We start from the raw sequence: 15,094 nt of genomic DNA on the forward strand, positions 1-15,094 counted from the left end.
GAGCCTTGCCATGGATGCCTTCGACAGCCGCCGCGCCGATGAACTTGCCACCTTGCTGGCCTTGCACGAGCAGGGGTCGTTCGCGGCTGCTGGACAGCAACTGGCGCGCCACCCCACGGTGCTGTCCAAGCGCCTGAGCGCACTCGAAGCACGCCTTGGCATCCGCCTGGTTGAGCGCAGCACGCGGCAACTGCGCTTCACCGACGAAGGTGAGCGGTTGGTGGCGCGGGTGCGCGAGGCCAGCCGGCTGATCGCCGAAGCCGAACAGGAAGCCACGCAAGGGGCGGTAACGGTGCGGGGGCGTTTGCGCCTCGCCTTGCCGGCGGCCATGGGGCGGCGCTGGTTGAGCGGGATGTTGGCGGATTTTGTGCTGGCCTATCCGCAGGTCACAGTGGAGGCCGAATACGCCGATCGCTTCGTTGACCTGATCGGCGAGGGCTTTGACGCTGCCATCCGTATCGGCGAGTTGGCCGATAACCGCCTGGTGGCGCAAAAGCTGTGCGATCACCGCCGCATCCTCTGCGCCTCGCCGGGCTACCTCGCCCGCCACGGCACGCCGCAGCAGCCTGAGCAGCTAGCCGGGCATAACTGCCTCGGCTTCAGCGGCTTGCGTTCGTTTCCCGAATGGCGCCTCACCCGTCAAGCGCAGCAAGTCAGTGTAAAGGTCAGCGGTTCGTTGCGCAGTAATGACAATGAAGCCCTGCTCGAAGCTGCTCGGCGGGGTGTGGGCATATTGGCTGGCGGCGACTGGCTGATGGGCGAGGACTTGGCCAGTGGGCGCTTGGTGAGGGTGCTGCCGCACTGGCAGCTCGACGTGGCGGCAGGGATCTACCTTGTGCGGCCTACGGCACGGCTGAACACCGCTGCACTCGGGGTTTTCAAAGCGTGGGTGACTGAGCAGTTCAGTGCGGGAGCGCCCTGGCGGCACCAGGGCGATCATCTTTAGATTTAGCCTTAATATTATTGTTTAAGTAATTGAAAATAAACGATAAAACTAATTTTTCTTTCTTTACCTGCTGTTAAGGTTTTGCTGAAAATAATAAGGCTAACCTACTGAAAAATATTAATTTATCGCCTTGCTACGGCATGCTGCACGCATTGCTCGTAATAGGTCTGCTTGATCGCGGCAGGTTTCAATCGCGAACGGCTGTTGTAAGTCTGCTCCGTAATGCCGAACGCGGTCATGCGCATCCACGGCTTGGCGAACTTGCGTGCCTGTAACTTCTTGCGCGTGGCATACAGGGTTACCCCTGATAGCTTGGCCTGCTGGGCTTCTGCGGCGATCTGCGCGCCCCAGCCACAGGTCTGGCGATCGTTCTGGCTCAGCGTCCTGGCCTGCACGCCGAAGGCGGCCGTGGCCAGCAGGCAGCCGGCCATCGTTGCTAGAAGTACTCGCATGTTGCTGTCCTAAGCATCTGAAGGAGAAGGGAGTTTGCCTTCCCTTCAAACACCTGGGGGCCAGCAATTTGCCGTCAGGCAGTGGCCATTCGCAACCGCCCTGAGGCGGGGGCACGCAGGCTGGCACAGGCAAGGCCTGCCACCCAGATGACCGATACGCCGTAGTTCAAGCGTTGGTACAGGCCGAACAGATGGCCGCTTTCAACAGCCTGCCCCATCAGCGCGACGGTCACGATCGCCAGCACTACGGCTGCCAGGGAGAACAGGCTCAAGGCCCGTGAGCCGGCCACCCGGTTGCCTAGCCAGGCCCACAGCGCACTGGCCAGGGTCAACGAAAGGAACATCAGCAAGCCCGAGAGGTTGTGCAACTGCTGCGACAGCGAAGGCTGTGCCGGTGCACACCCTTGGTCGCAGGGGAACCAGCCGGTGCCCAGGCTGCCCAGGCCATGCAGCAGCACCAGGGCCGCGCTGACCCGCGCCAGGGTCGACCCCTGCCAGCGACGGGCCAGGCCCCAGGCAAAGAGTGCGAACAACACGGCCAGTGGGAAGTTGTTGACCAACGAAGACCAGTGCTGGGTGGCTGCACCCACGGCGCCGAGTTGGCTCATGGCCTGTTGCAGGTGGTCATAGCCCGGGTAGGCCTGGGCGGTCAGCCAGACGCCGGCCAATAGCCACAGGGGGATCAGCAGGCCAGTGGAGAGCAGAATTCGGTGGAGGGGTTTCATGCTGTCGTTTCCTTCCATGGATAAGTAAGCGCGAAGCCGCACGGTACAGCCTTTCGCTGGATGTGGGCCAGCGTGTGGCGCTGATTTTTCGCATTCCGCGTGTCGCAGACGCAGTGTGAAATACCGCATTGGGTGTATGTGATCGTACAACTGCTTGCGCTATCATGGGCGCTGTCTTTCAAGGTGAAATACAGGGCATGACAGAGCAGCAGGTACAGGCAAGGACCCGGCGCAAGCCGCGCAGTCTGGCCCAGGAACTGGTCACGGTGCTGACCGAGCGAATTCGCAGCGGCCAGCTCAAGCGCGGCGACAAGCTGCCGACCGAATCGCAGATCATGGCGGAAGAGGGCGTTAGCCGCACGGTGGTGCGCGAGGCCATCTCGCGGCTGCAGGCCGCAGGCCAGGTGGAGACCCGCCATGGCATCGGCACCTTTGTGCTGGACGCACCGGCCACGGGCGGTTTCCGCATCGACCCGGCGACCGTGGTGACCCTGCGCGAAGTGCTGGCAGTGCTGGAGTTGCGCATTGCCCTGGAGATCGAGTCGGCAGGGTTGGCGGCGCAGCGGCGCAGCGATGAACAGCTGATTGGCATGCGCGCAGCGCTGGACGAGCTCAACGAAGGCGCGGCCCATGCGACTGATGCCGTGTCCGCGGACTTCCAGTTCCACTTGCGCATCGCCCAGGCCAGCGGCAACCACTACTTTGCCGACATCATCAACCACCTGGGTACCAGCATCATTCCACGTACCCGGCTCAATTCGGCGCGCCTGGCCCATGATGACCAGGCGCACTACATGAGCCGGTTGATGCATGAGCACGAAGCGATCTACGAAGCGATTGCCCGGCAAGACAGCGAAGGGGCGAAGATGGCCATGCGCATGCACTTGAGCAACAGCCGCGAGCGGTTGCGTCAGGCGCATGAAGAGGCGGAGGCGCAGGGGGTCTGAGCCCTCTGTCGCCCAGGCCGGCCTCTTCGCGGGTAAACCCGCTCCCACAGGATCACTGCAGGCCTGAAATCTGTGCCACCCCTGTGGGAGCGGGTTCACCCGCGAAGGGGCCGGTACAGACAAAGGAAAAAGCCCCGACATGTGCGGGGCTTTTTCCATTCTAAAGACGATCAGATCGCCTCTTCGCTCCACTGCCCATTCACCAGGCGACGCAGCCCCAGCGGGTTGCCATCGCGCAGCGCCTCAGGCAGCAGCGCCTGCGGGTAGTTCTGGTAGCACACCGGGCGCAGGAAGCGGTCGATGGCCAAGGTGCCGACCGACGTGCCGCGTGCATCCGAGGTTGCCGGGTATGGCCCGCCATGCACCATGGCGTCGCACACTTCGACACCCGTCGGGTAGCCATTGACCAGGATTCGGCCGACCTTTTCTTCCAGCAGCGGCACCAGCCAGGCGAACGCTTCGAAATCCTCCGGCTCGCCGATCAGGGTCGCGGTCAGTTGGCCGCGCAGGCCGAGCAGTGCGGCGCGCAGTTGTTCGTTGTCCTGGGCTTCGACGGCCACAGTGGTCGGGCCAAACACTTCTTCTTGCAGCAATGGGTCGGCGTCGACCAACAGGCGGGCGTCAGCCTTGAACAGCTGGGCGCGGGCCTGGTTGCCTTGCTGTGCCTGGCCGGCCAGGTGCTCGATGCCAGCGTGGGCGTGCAGGTGCTCCAGGCCGCCAACGTAGCTGCGCAGGCCGCCGGCGTTGAGCAGGGTTTGGCCAGCCTGTTGGTCGAGGTGCTGGCCGAGGTCGGCCAGCAACTGGCTGAATTGCGGCGATTGCAGGCCGATCACCAGGCCAGGGTTGGTGCAGAACTGGCCGGCACCCAGGCACACCGAGCCTGCCAGTTCGCGGGCGATGGCTTCGCCGCGTTTGGCCAGGGCACCGGGCAAGATGATCACCGGGTTGATGCTCGACATCTCGGCAAACACCGGGATCGGCTGTGGGCGTTCGGCGGCCATGCGGCACAGCGCATCGCCGCCCTTGAGCGAGCCGGTAAAGCCGACGGCCTGGATCGCCGGGTGCTTGACCAGCCATTCGCCGACTCCGCCGCCGAAGACCATGTTGAACACGCCCTTGGGCATGCCGGTGCGCTCAGCGGCGCGCTGGATGGCACAACCGACCAGGTCGGCCGTGGCCATGTGGCCGCTGTGCGCCTTGAACACTACCGGGCAGCCCGCGGCGAGGGCAGCGGCGGTATCGCCACCGGCAGTCGAGAAGGCCAGCGGGAAGTTGCTGGCACCGAACACGGCAACCGGGCCTACGCCAATGCGCATCTGGCGCAGGTCGACACGAGGCAGCGGCTGGCGATCCGGCAGGGCCAGGTCGATGCGTGCCCCCAGGTAATCACCGCGGCGCAGGACTTGCGCGAACAGGCGCATCTGGCCACTGGTGCGCCCGCGCTCGCCCTGGATACGCCCTGCAGGCAGGGCGGTTTCGCGGCAGACGATGGCGACGAAGGCGTCGTCCAGCTCATCCAGTTCGGCGGCGATGGCATCGAGGAATTCGGCGCGGCGCGCCGGGGCCAGTTGACGGAATTCGGCGAAGGCGGCAGCGGCGGCTTGGGCGGCTTGGTCCACTTCAGCCTCGGTGGCCTGGGCAAAGCTGTAGGGCAGGGCCTCGCCAGTGGTGGCGTCCAGGCTCTGCAGGCGTTGCGCGCCAGCGGCGCTGCGCTGGCCGGCGATGAAGTTGTGGCCGAGGATCTCAGGCATGGGGTGCTCCTTTGATGAAATAAAAGGCTGAAGGACGGCACGGTACTTGTGGGAGCGGGCTTGCCCGCGAACACCGGCAAAGCCGGTGCCCTGCATTGCGTTGGCTGCTTCGCGGGCGAGCCCGCTCCCACAGGGGCCATGCCAAACCGCTACATCAGGTAATCGGCGCCGGGTTGAACAGGGTGATGTCGTTGTGCAGCCGGTGTTGTTCGGCCCAGGTCTGCTTGCGGCCGCTGGCCACGTCCAGGTAGTAGTGGAACAGCTCCCAACCCAGTTCCTCGATGCTCGAGCGGCCTGTGGCGATGCGCCCGGCGTCGATGTCGATCAGGTCAGGCCAGCGCTCGGCCAGCTCGGTGCGGGTGCACACCTTGACCACGGGTGCCATGGCCAGGCCGTACGGCGTGCCGCGGCCGGTGGTGAAGACATGCAGGTTCATGCCAGCTGCGAGCTGCAAGGTGCCGCAGACAAAGTCGCTGGCCGGGGTCGCGCAGAAGATCAGGCCTTTGCGGGCGACTCGCTCGCCAGGGCCGAGCACGCCCTGAATAGCGCCGCTGCCGGACTTCACGATCGAGCCCAAGGACTTTTCGACGATATTCGACAGGCCGCCTTTCTTGTTGCCCGGCGTGGTGTTGGCGCTGCGGTCGGCCGCACCTTGCTGCAGGTAGCGGTCGTACCAGTCCATCTCGCGCACCAGCGCATCGGCCACGTCCTGGTTCTCGGCGCGGGAGGTCAGCATGTAGATGGCGTCACGCACTTCGGTCACTTCCGAGAACAGCACGGTCGCGCCGGCACGTACCAGCAGGTCCGAGGCATAACCCAGCGCGGGGTTGGCAGTGATGCCAGAGAAGGCATCGCTGCCGCCGCACTGCATGCCCAGGATCAGCTCGCTGGCGGGCACCGTTTCGCGACGGCGCTGGTCGAGCTTCTTCAGGCGGGTTTCAGCCAGCGCCATGATCTGTTCGATCATTTCGCCGAAGCCCAGGCTGGCGTCCTGCAGGCGATACAGCCACGGGTCGCTGAGGTCTACCGAGGGGTCGTTGTCGTGCATGACCTGGCCGGCCTGCAGCTTTTCACAGCCCAGGCTGATGACCAGCGCTTCGCCGCCAAGGTTAGGGTTGCGCGCCAGGTTGCGCACGGTGCGGATCGGGATGTAGGCATCGCGGGCGTTGATCGCCACGCCGCAGCCGTAGCTGTGGGTGATGGCGACCACGTCATCGACGTTGGGGTACAGCGGCAGCAACTCTTGGCGAATACGCTTGACCGCATGCTCCAGCACGCCGGTCACGCATTGCACGGTGGTGGTGATGCCGAGAATGTTGCGGGTGCCGACGGTGCCGTCGGCATTGCGGTAGCCCTCGAAGGTAAACCCCTCGAGCGGCGGCAAGGCGTCGGGGACGGCGTCGCAGCGCGGCAGGCTGTCCAGCGCTGGGGCTTCTGGCATGGCCAGCTGGCTTTCCTGAACCCAGCTGCCTTGGGGCAAGTCTTCAAGGGCGTAACCGATGATCTGCCCATAACGGCGCACCGGCTCGCCTTTGGCGATCAGTACGGTGGCGACCTTGTGGCTCTGCGGCACGCCTTCGACCAGGGTCAGGCCGTCGGGAAAGCGGGCGCCTTCGCCCAGGCCGCCGTCGTTGACCACTACCACGACATTGTCGTCATCGTGCAGGCGGACGTAGCGGGGCGAGTCGGAATGTTCGATCAACTGCATGTTCGGGCCCTTCTTGTGATTGCTCAGGCTTTATACATCCGCCCGCGGCCGGCAGGTGCCGGGCGCGGGCGTGTTCACTCAGTGTCGGGCGTTTGCCAAGTCACCATTGGCGGTGACGTCGGCTTCAGCCTTTGGGGGTTCATGCAGCTCGATGCGCTTGATCGGGCCGACGATCACCAGGTAGCTGAACACCGCGACCAGGGCGTTGGCGCCTACATACACCAGAGCCCACTTGAACGAACCGGTGGCGCTGATGATGTAGCCGATGACGATGGGCGTGGTGATCGAGGCGATGTTGCCGAAGGTGTTGAACAGGCCGCCGGAAAGGCCGGCGATCTGCTTGGGCGAGGTGTCGGCGACCACAGCCCAGCCCAGTGCACCAATGCCTTTGCCGAAGAAGGCCAAGGTCATGAAACCGACCACCATCCATTCAGCGTCGACATAGTTGCAGAAGACCATGGTGGTCGACAGCAACAGACCGCAGACGATCGGCAGCTTGCGCGAGAAGGTCAGCGAATTGCCGCGGCGCAGCAGCCAGTCCGACAGCACCCCGCCCAACACGCCACCGATGAAACCGCAAATGGCCGGCAGCGAGGCAATGATGCCCGCCTTGAGGATGGTCATCCCACGCTCTTGCACCAGGTACACCGGGAACCACGTCAGGAAGAAGTAGGTGATGGCGTTGATGCAATACTGGCCCAGGTACACGCCCAGCAGCATGCGGCTGGTCAGCAACTGCTTGATGTAACCCCATTTTGGGCCGTCGTTGCCGCGTTTCTGGTCCATGTCCACCAGGCCGCCGTTCTGCTCGATGTGCTCGAGCTCGCTTTGGCTGATGCGCGGGTGTTGCTTGGGGTTGTAGATGGTCTTCATCCACACGAACGAGAACAGGATGCCGAGGCCGCCCATGACCACGAACACGTGTTCCCAACCGAAGCTGAAGACGATCCAGCCCATGATTGGGGCAAACAGTGCGGTGGCGAAGTACTGGGCCGAGTTGAAGATGGCCGAGGCCGTGCCGCGTTCTGCGGTGGGGAACCAGGCCGCGACGATGCGGGCGTTGCCCGGGAACGACGGGGCTTCGGCAAAACCGACCAGAAAACGCAGGGTGAACAGCGTTACGATTGCCCATGCCACCGGCAGGCCACCGACAAACCCTTGCAACAGGGTGAACAGCGACCAAGTGAAGATGCTGAAGGCGTAGACGTTCTTGGAGCCGAAACGGTCGAGCAGCCAGCCACCAGGGATCTGGCCAGCCACGTAAGCCCATCCAAAGGCAGAGAAGATATAACCGAGGGTGACGGCGTCAATGCCGAGGTCTTTCTGCAGGCTGGAGCCTGCGATTGCAATGGTAGCGCGGTCGGCATAGTTGATCGTGGTCACCAGAAACAGCATGAACAGGATCAGGTAGCGCACATGCGTCTTCTTAGTCGCTTGCATGCTGGTAGTACTCCCACTAGTTATTTTTGTGCGGGCTCACGAGGTGTAACCGGAGTGGGGGCTTCCCACTCCGGGTGCGGCTGAGACAGGCCGCGGGGGTTCGCTTATTGCGGACCCATCTTGTCCATCAGGGCTGCGAGCATTTCGTATTCTTCAGCGGTCAGGTCGGTCAGCGGCGTGCGCACCGGGCCTGCGTCGTAACCGGCGATCTTGGCGCCCGCCTTGACGATGCTGACTGCGTAGCCGGCCTTGCGGTTACGGATGTCCAGGTATGGCAGGAAGAAGTCGTCGATCAGCTTGCCAACGGTGGCGTGGTCTTCGCGGGCGATGGCGTGGTAGAAGTCCATCGCGGTCTTTGGCACGAAGTTGAACACGGCCGACGAGTACACCGGTACACCCAAGGCCTTGTAGGCAGCAGCATACACTTCGGCGGTCGGCAGGCCACCCAGGTAGCTGAAACGATCGCCCAGGCGGCGGCGGATCGACACCATCAGCTCGATATCACCCAGGCCATCTTTGTAGCCGATCAGGTTCGGGCAACGCTCGGCGAGTTTTTCCAGCAGGTCGGCGTTCAAGCGGCAGACGTTACGGTTGTAGACCACTACACCGATCTTCACCGATTTGCACACGGCTTCGACGTGGGCGGCGACGCCGTCCTGGCTGGCTTCAGTCAGGTAGTGCGGCAGCAGCAGCAGGCCCTTGGCACCCAGGCGCTCGGCTTCTTGCGCGTATTCGATGGCCTGGCGGGTCGAGCCACCAACGCCGGCGAGGATCGGTACCGAAGTGGCGCAGGTGTCGACGGCAGTCTTGATCACCTGGCTGTATTCGCTGGCCGCCAGGGAGAAGAACTCACCGGTACCGCCGGCTGCGAACAGGGCGCTGGCGCCATAAGGGGCCAGCCATTCCAGGCGTTTGATGTAACCCGCCTGGTTGAAGTCGCCCTGGGCATTGAAGTCGGTGACCGGGAAAGACAGCAGGCCGTGGGAGAGGATGGATTTCAGTTCTTGTGGATTCATTGTTATAGGCATCCTGTGGCGCTTGGGTGAGGGTGTGTAGAAGCGATGGAGGTAAGTTATCGTACAACTTGTACGATGACTAGTCCCTTGATGCATTTTTTTTCCCTGGTGGGCTGAGGAAGGCGTGTTTCTGCAGGCGGCTCTTTCGCGGGTAAACCCGCTCCCACAGGGATATGAGCAAACATTCAGGACCTAGAAAACCCCGTGGGAGTGGGCTTGCCCGCGAATGGGGCGTAGTAGGCGACAACCGATCATGCATGAAGCCTGGCACCCAGGTTCATGGTAAACAGTCATCGTATCTCTTGAGGGGGGAAGGAAAAAACGATCGCGGAGACAGGCACAAGCCCGCCGCCCGCATCCACGGGAAGTGTTCTGGGACCAGCAGAGGGTGACCGGGGAAGCGGGGGCGGCCTTGCGCCGCCCCGCGATCAAAGCTAACGAAGCTTTGTGTCAGGCAGCCTGATGGTGCTTGACCTGGGACTTGCGAACCTGGGCGCGGCAAGCGTCGCCGAAGGCCTGGAAGATCTTAATCGAATCAGGGTTTTTCGCGGCTTGCCACTCGGGGTGCCACTGCACTGCGAACAGGAAGGGCGAAATGCTCGGGGCATGAATAGCCTCGACCAGGCCGTCTTCGGCGAGGGCGATCGGCTCAATGCCTTTACCCAAGTTGCGCAGGCCTTGGCCATGCAGCGAGTTCACGCGGATCTCGTCGCAGCCCAGGGTGTCGCGCAGCCAGCTGCCTGGCTTGACCTTCACGGCATGCACTTGAGCGTACTGCACGTCGACCGGGTCTTCGGGGTTTTCGCGGTGGTCGTTGAAGCCTGGCTCGGCGTACACCTTCTGGTAGATGTCGCCACCCAGCGCCACGTTGATTTCCTGCATGCCACGGCAGATGCCGAAGATCGGTAGGCCACGCTTGAGGGCTGCCTTGACCAGCGGGATGTCGAACAGGTCGCGTGCCTTGTCCTGGCCTTTGCCGGGGGTTTCGTTTTCCTGGCCGTACAGGGCCGGGTCGATGTTGCTGCCGGCACCGGTCAGGTAGACGCCGTCGGCCATGTCCAGGTAGGTCTCGAGGTCTTCAGTGCCACAGCAGGTGGGCACCAAGACCGGGACGCAACCGGCGAAGTCGACCAGCGGAGTAATGTATTTGTGGGTCATGACCTGATAGTCATGGCCTTTGCGCTCTTGGCTGCCCATGGTCATCAGGACGACGGGTTTGCGCAGGGAAGGTTGCTTGTTGCCAATGTTGCTGTTGGACATATGTCACCTTGGGACAGGTTCGACCTGTCGTTGTTGTGCAGGCGCACGGCCGGGGCCTTGAGTGCGACCTGAAGCCCCGAGCACTGCCGGCTCGTCAGAGGCGACGATTCCGGTCGGGACTTGTTGCTAGCTTGCCAGAGCCGTTCGATATGTCAAACGACTGGTAGAGGCTTTAGAGGGGGTATACGCCGATTTCAGGGGGGTTAAACCGTTGCAGGCCTGTGGCGGCAAGGGTTTGGCAGGGGGTGAGGTCAATTATATTTAACGACGCAGTTGGTTCATTGCAGCGGTGCAATGAAGGCGGCGTATGCATTGGCACGCCACCTGTAATCGATGGACTTGTGCTGCGAAGAGGCCAGTGGCAGCCACGAAGATTTACGGTGCTGTCACTGGCCTCTTCGCAGCGCAAGGCTGCTCCTACACGGATCAGTGCAGTATCTGCGCCAGGAACCCTTTGGCCCGCTCGGTCTTCGGTTGGTTGAAGAACACCTGCGGCGGGCTGTCCTCGATGATCTGCCCACCTTCAAGGAACAGCACCCGCTCGGCCACCTGCCGGGCAAAGCCCATTTCATGGGTGACGCAGAGCATCGTCATGCCCGTGTCGGCCAGCTTTACCAGCACATCCAGCACCTCGGCGACCATCTCTGGGTCCAGCGCCGAGGTCGGCTCGTCAAACAGCATGATGCGGGGTTTCATGCACAAGGCGCGGGCGATGGCCACGCGTTGTTGCTGGCCACCGGACAGCTGGCTGGGGTATTTGTGCGCCTGGCTTTCGATACCGACCTTGGCCAGGTACATGCGCGCGCGTTCCTCGGCGTCCTTGCGCGACAGCCCGCGCACGCTGGTGGGGGCCAGCAGGCAGTTGTCGAGCACGCTCATGTGCGGGAACAGGTTGAAGTGCTGGAACACCATGCCGATCTCGCTGCGGATCTGCGCCGCCTGGCGCGTGGTGGCGGCCAGGTCGGTGCCATCCACCTGGACGCTGCCTTTTTCGGCCACTTCCAGGCGATTGATGCAGCGGATCAGCGTCGACTTGCCCGAACCGGACGGGCCGCACAGGACGATGCGTTCGCCTTCGCGGACCTGCAGGTCGATGTCGCGCAAGACATGAAACGCGCCATAGTGCTTGTTCAAACCCTCGATACGGATCAGTACCGGGCGCGGGTCGGGTGCTGGAGCAAGGCTGGCAAGGCTCAAAGGGGCGGTCATATTGTTGTTCTCCGCAGGGTTCAGTCGAAACGTGTCGCGCTGTAGGGCGCAGGGTCGGTAAATGGGCGCTCGCCGGTCAGCAGTTCTGCCAGCAGCCGGCCACTGACCGGGCCCAGGGTGAGGCCATGGTGTGCATGCCCGAAGTTGAACCACAGGCCTTTGTGCCGCGGCGCTGGGCCAATCACTGGGCGCATGTCTGGCAGGCACGGGCGCCGGCCCAGCCACGGCGCGTCATCGAGGCGTTCGCCGAGCGCCGGGAACAACCGCCGGGCCAAGGCTTCACAGCGGCGCAGCTGGATTTCGTTGCCTGGCGCGTCGCTGGCAGCAAATTCGATACCGGTGGTCAGGCGCACGCCCCGGGCCATGGGCGCCAACACATAGCCGCCTTGGGTATCGCAGATCGAATGCTCGAGTTGCGCACCGTCACGGGTGGCGTAGTGCATGTGGTAGCCGCGCTTGATCGCCAACGGGATCTGGTAGCCAAGGCCTTCATAGAGGTCGGCCGACTGTGGGCCGAGGCAGGCCACCACTTCGTCGGCGGTGACCGGGCCGCGACGGCTGTCGACCTGCCATTGCCCTTCGACCTGGCGCAGGCTGCGCGCATCGCCATGCAGGAACTGCCCGCCACGTTGGACGAACAGCGCCGCATAGCCGCGGGTGAGGGCGCCGGGGTTGTTCACGGTCTTCGGGTCGAGCCAATGAATGCCACCCACCACGGTGCTGTCCAGTTGGTGTTCGCGTGCCTGAAGCTGCCCGCATTCGAGAATCTCGTACTGCAGGCCGTAACGGCTCAAGCCTTTGAGGTCCTCCTTGGCCCGCTTGAACAGGGCCGGGTCGCGGAACACCTCGATCCAGCCTTTGGCCTGTACCAGCCCTTCCAGGCCGGCGGCTTCGATCAGCGCGTCATGCTCTTCGATGCACCGCTGTACCAGCGGCAGCATGTCGGCGGCGGCACCCGCCAGGCGCCCCGGCGCCGACTGGCGCCAGTAGCGCCACAGCCACGGTGCGGCCTTGGGCAAGTGCAGCAAGCTGTAGCGTACGTCGGGCTGGCGGTTCAGGCCGTAACGCAGCAGCGCGCCCGCTTGCCGGGGGAAGGCATACGGAATCACGCTGGAGCGCTCGATCAGCCCGGCGTTGCCATGGCTGGTGCCGCTGCCGGGTTCGTCGCGGTCGATCAGAATCACCTGGCGCCCGCGCGCCTGCAGGTGCAGCGCGGTGCTGACGCCGACAATGCCGGCGCCGAGGACGAGAGTCTGGCAATGCATGGAACGTATCCTTCGGTCAGTTCAGGTGGCGGCCCAGGCGGGCTTCCAGGTGTTTCAGGAGGCGCCGCACCAGCTCGACGATCACCAGGTAGAGCACGGCGGCCCACAGGTAGATCTGGAAGTCGAAACTGCGCGAGAACGCCAGTTTGGTCACGCCCATCAGGTCGTAGATGGTCACCAGCGAAGCAATCGCGCTGGCCTTGATCATCAGGATCAGTTCATTGCCCAGAGGGCCGATGGCCACCAGCAGCGACTGCGGCAGGATCACCTTGAAGAAGGTGGTCGAGCGGCTCAGGTTCAGTGCCCGCGCCGCCTCATGCTGCCCAGGCGCGACGGCCATCAGGCTGCCGCGGAAGATCTCGGCCTGGTAGGCGGCGGTGTTCAGGGTGAATGCCAGCAACGTGCAGAACCACGCTTCGCGGAAGAACCACCAGAGGCCGACGTCCTGCCAGAAACCTTTCAACGAGCCGAGGCCGTAATAAAGCAGGAACAACTGCGCCAGCAGCGGTGAGCCGCGGAAGAAGTACACATAACCGGCCGACAGGCGCTGCAGCACCTGGCTGCGCGACAAGCGTGCCAGTGCCAGCAGCAGGCCGAGTACGGCGCCCAGGGTGAATGAAATCGCCACTAGCTTGGCTGTCACCAGCAGCCCATCGACGAAGCGCGGGCCGTAGCGTTCCAGCAGGTCCGGGTCGAGGACGGCTGCCAGCCATTGTTCGATATTCATGCCCGGGCTCCTTGCAGGTGACGGCTGCTGCGCCGTTCGATGAAGGCAAAGACCCGTCCCGAGACCGCCGAGAACAGCAGGTAACCCAAGCAGGCAACGCCATAGAAGAACATCGGCTCTTTGGTCACGCTGACGGCCAGGTTGGTCTGGCGCATCAGGTCGACCAGCGAGATGGTCGACACCAGCGAAGTGTCCTTGAGCAGCGACAACCAGTTGTTGGACAGGCCGGGTAGGGCGATGCGCGTCAGCTGTGGCAGCACCACCTTGAAGAAGCCTGTGCGCTTGCTCAGGCCCAGTGCCGAGCACGCTTCAAGTTGCCCTTTGGGCAGGGTCTTGAAGGCTGCCAGCCAGATTTCGCTGGAGAATGCGGCAAACACAAGGCTGAAGGCGATCATGGCGGCCAGGAACGTGTTGATCAGGAATTCGCCTTGATAGCCGAGGGCGGCCAACACTTTTTGCGCGGCGATCTGGCAGCCGTAATAGATGATCAGCAGCGTCAGCAGTTCGGGCAGGCCGCGGAACACGGTAGAAAAGGTCGTGGCCCAGGCCCGTGGCAGGCGTTTGCGCGAGCGTGCGGCAAACGCTACGGCCAGGCCCAGCGGCAGGCCGATGGGCAGGCAGGCGAGGGCCAGCGAAACAGTGACCAGGGCGCCGGCCAGCAACGCCTGGCCCCAGCCTCCGCTGGCGAAGGACAGCAAGGACAATTGATCGAGCATGACAAACCCCTAAGGTAGGCAACGCGTTCTCTTGGTAGGAGCGGCCTTGTGTCGCGAAAGGGCTGCGGAGCAGCCCCTGGGTGTATGCCGCGGCACAGATTGCAGGGGGCCGCTTTGCAGCCCTTTCGCAGCACAAGGCTGCTCCTACAGGATTGCGTCGTTTCCTGAAGATCAGTTGTAGATATCGAAGGCGAAATACTTGCTGGCGATCTTCTGGTAGGTACCGTTGGCAACGATCTGTTGCAGCGCGGTATTCAGGCGTTGGCGCAGCGCCTCGTCATCCTTGCGCACGGCAATGGCCGCGTCGGCCTTGGTGTCGGCCACGTCGCCGAGAATCTTGCAGCAGTCCTGGCCGTTCTTGGTCATCCACTCGTGCAGGGGGAACTTGTCGGCGATCACGCCATCCAGGCGGCCTGCGGCCAGGTCGGCGTTGGCTTCATCCATGGTCGGGTAGAGTTTCACGTCGGCACCGGCCTTGCCGTAGACGTCTTCGGCATAGATGGCTTGGGTCGACGAGGATTGGGCGCCCACGGTGTAGCCGACGAAGTTGTTCTGAGCGTCGGTGATCTTGCTGTCCTTGGCCACGGCCACGGTCAACGGGGTACGGTAGTAATGATCGGTGAAGGCGATTTTCTTGCGGCGCTCTTCGGTATCGATCATCGACGCGACCACGGCGTCGTACTTGCGCGCCATCAGGGCCGGGATGATGCCTTCCCAGTCCTGGGCGACCAGGGTGCATTCGACTTTCATCTGTTCGCACAGGGCGTGGGTGATGTCGATGTCGAAGCCGTGCAGCTGGTTATCGGCGTCGACATAGTTGAAGGGCGGGTAGGCACCTTCGGTGGCGAAACGCAGGGTTTCAGCGCTGGCGGCGCCCGCCAGCAGCAGGGCACACGCACCTACCATAGCCATGGTCTTGTTCATCTCGCACC

At 63.3% G+C, this 15,094-nt stretch carries 14 protein-coding genes; 2 read left to right on the plus strand and 12 right to left on the minus strand.

Features of this window, described 5'->3' with window-relative positions; genetic code table 11:
* The first annotated feature begins 10 nt into the window (after positions 1-10).
* A complete protein-coding gene (locus tag MFF34_RS10480) occupies positions 11-946 on the plus strand; it encodes a LysR family transcriptional regulator (protein WP_238213176.1) in 936 nt (311 codons plus the stop codon).
* 122 nt (positions 947-1,068) lie between these two features.
* Here MFF34_RS10480 and MFF34_RS10485 read toward each other — a convergent pair whose 3' ends face one another.
* Both MFF34_RS10485 and MFF34_RS10490 read right to left on the minus strand, forming a co-directional pair.
* Positions 1,069-1,398 (minus strand): hypothetical protein, encoded by a 330-nt coding sequence (locus MFF34_RS10485; protein ID WP_085274370.1) that lies wholly within the window; start codon positions 1,396-1,398, stop codon positions 1,069-1,071.
* Between the two features lie 74 nt (positions 1,399-1,472).
* Entirely contained in the window at positions 1,473-2,123 is a 651-nt protein-coding gene (locus tag MFF34_RS10490) for a DUF998 domain-containing protein (protein WP_238213177.1), read from the minus strand.
* A gap of 197 nt (positions 2,124-2,320) precedes the next feature.
* On the opposite strand from MFF34_RS10490, the gene MFF34_RS10495 reads away from it, so the two are divergent.
* Positions 2,321-3,070 carry a FadR/GntR family transcriptional regulator gene (locus MFF34_RS10495; protein WP_238213186.1) on the plus strand — a complete coding sequence of 250 codons (750 nt, stop codon included), beginning with the start codon at positions 2,321-2,323 and terminating at the stop codon, positions 3,068-3,070.
* A 170-nt stretch (positions 3,071-3,240) separates the two neighbouring features.
* On the opposite strand, the gene MFF34_RS10500 is transcribed toward MFF34_RS10495, so the two are convergent.
* From MFF34_RS10500 to MFF34_RS10545, 10 genes are all read right to left on the minus strand, one after another.
* The gene (locus MFF34_RS10500) at positions 3,241-4,821 is read right to left on the minus strand and encodes an aldehyde dehydrogenase (NADP(+)) (protein ID WP_238213188.1); all 1,581 of its coding nucleotides are present in this window, start codon (positions 4,819-4,821) and stop codon (positions 3,241-3,243) included.
* A gap of 154 nt (positions 4,822-4,975) precedes the next feature.
* Entirely contained in the window at positions 4,976-6,529 is a 1,554-nt protein-coding gene (gene garD / locus MFF34_RS10505; RefSeq protein ID WP_085274372.1) for a galactarate dehydratase, read from the minus strand.
* A 78-nt stretch (positions 6,530-6,607) separates the two neighbouring features.
* Positions 6,608-7,969 carry an MFS transporter gene (locus MFF34_RS10510; protein ID WP_238213190.1) on the minus strand — a complete coding sequence of 454 codons (1,362 nt, stop codon included), beginning with the start codon at positions 7,967-7,969 and terminating at the stop codon, positions 6,608-6,610.
* A 104-nt stretch (positions 7,970-8,073) separates the two neighbouring features.
* Positions 8,074-8,985: a 5-dehydro-4-deoxyglucarate dehydratase gene (gene kdgD, locus MFF34_RS10515; RefSeq protein ID WP_027593606.1), complete on the minus strand. Its 912-nt coding sequence runs from the start codon at positions 8,983-8,985 to the stop codon at positions 8,074-8,076.
* Positions 8,986-9,435: 450 nt separating this feature from the next.
* Positions 9,436-10,245 carry a gamma-glutamyl-gamma-aminobutyrate hydrolase family protein gene (locus tag MFF34_RS10520; protein WP_099429091.1) on the minus strand — a complete coding sequence of 270 codons (810 nt, stop codon included), beginning with the start codon at positions 10,243-10,245 and terminating at the stop codon, positions 9,436-9,438.
* 426 nt (positions 10,246-10,671) lie between these two features.
* The gene (locus tag MFF34_RS10525; RefSeq protein ID WP_027593604.1) at positions 10,672-11,454 is read right to left on the minus strand and encodes an amino acid ABC transporter ATP-binding protein; all 783 of its coding nucleotides are present in this window, start codon (positions 11,452-11,454) and stop codon (positions 10,672-10,674) included.
* A 20-nt stretch (positions 11,455-11,474) separates the two neighbouring features.
* Positions 11,475-12,719 carry an FAD-binding oxidoreductase gene (locus MFF34_RS10530; protein ID WP_238213192.1) on the minus strand — a complete coding sequence of 415 codons (1,245 nt, stop codon included), beginning with the start codon at positions 12,717-12,719 and terminating at the stop codon, positions 11,475-11,477.
* Between the two features lie 16 nt (positions 12,720-12,735).
* A complete protein-coding gene (locus tag MFF34_RS10535; protein WP_027593602.1) occupies positions 12,736-13,446 on the minus strand; it encodes an ABC transporter permease in 711 nt (236 codons plus the stop codon).
* Positions 13,443-14,162 (minus strand): ABC transporter permease, encoded by a 720-nt coding sequence (locus MFF34_RS10540; protein ID WP_027593601.1) that lies wholly within the window; start codon positions 14,160-14,162, stop codon positions 13,443-13,445. Before MFF34_RS10540 ends, MFF34_RS10535 begins: the two co-directional genes overlap by 4 nt.
* 171 nt (positions 14,163-14,333) lie before the next feature.
* Entirely contained in the window at positions 14,334-15,086 is a 753-nt protein-coding gene (locus tag MFF34_RS10545) for a transporter substrate-binding domain-containing protein (RefSeq protein WP_099429094.1), read from the minus strand.
* Positions 15,087-15,094: the final 8 nt, after the last annotated feature.

This window comes from Pseudomonas sp. PAGU 2196, assembly GCF_022179005.1.
Lineage (GTDB): Bacteria > Pseudomonadota > Gammaproteobacteria > Pseudomonadales > Pseudomonadaceae > Aquipseudomonas > Aquipseudomonas kermanshahensis.

Bases quoted from the DNA above. Each gene is read 5' to 3' on its own strand.
- MFF34_RS10480 (WP_238213176.1), top strand. From the start codon at position 11: ATGGATGCCTTCGACAGCCGCCGCGCCGATGAACTTGCCACCTTGCTG.
- MFF34_RS10485 (WP_085274370.1), bottom strand. From the start codon at position 1,398: ATGCGAGTACTTCTAGCAACGATGGCCGGCTGCCTGCTGGCCACGGCC.
- MFF34_RS10490 (WP_238213177.1), bottom strand. From the start codon at position 2,123: ATGAAACCCCTCCACCGAATTCTGCTCTCCACTGGCCTGCTGATCCCC.
- MFF34_RS10495 (WP_238213186.1), top strand. From the start codon at position 2,321: ATGACAGAGCAGCAGGTACAGGCAAGGACCCGGCGCAAGCCGCGCAGT.
- MFF34_RS10500 (WP_238213188.1), bottom strand. From the start codon at position 4,821: ATGCCTGAGATCCTCGGCCACAACTTCATCGCCGGCCAGCGCAGCGCC.
- garD (WP_085274372.1), bottom strand. From the start codon at position 6,529: ATGCAGTTGATCGAACATTCCGACTCGCCCCGCTACGTCCGCCTGCAC.
- MFF34_RS10510 (WP_238213190.1), bottom strand. From the start codon at position 7,969: ATGCAAGCGACTAAGAAGACGCATGTGCGCTACCTGATCCTGTTCATG.
- kdgD (WP_027593606.1), bottom strand. From the start codon at position 8,985: ATGAATCCACAAGAACTGAAATCCATCCTCTCCCACGGCCTGCTGTCT.
- MFF34_RS10520 (WP_099429091.1), bottom strand. From the start codon at position 10,245: ATGTCCAACAGCAACATTGGCAACAAGCAACCTTCCCTGCGCAAACCC.
- MFF34_RS10525 (WP_027593604.1), bottom strand. From the start codon at position 11,454: ATGACCGCCCCTTTGAGCCTTGCCAGCCTTGCTCCAGCACCCGACCCG.
- MFF34_RS10530 (WP_238213192.1), bottom strand. From the start codon at position 12,719: ATGCATTGCCAGACTCTCGTCCTCGGCGCCGGCATTGTCGGCGTCAGC.
- MFF34_RS10535 (WP_027593602.1), bottom strand. From the start codon at position 13,446: ATGAATATCGAACAATGGCTGGCAGCCGTCCTCGACCCGGACCTGCTG.
- MFF34_RS10540 (WP_027593601.1), bottom strand. From the start codon at position 14,162: ATGCTCGATCAATTGTCCTTGCTGTCCTTCGCCAGCGGAGGCTGGGGC.
- MFF34_RS10545 (WP_099429094.1), bottom strand. From the start codon at position 15,086: ATGAACAAGACCATGGCTATGGTAGGTGCGTGTGCCCTGCTGCTGGCG.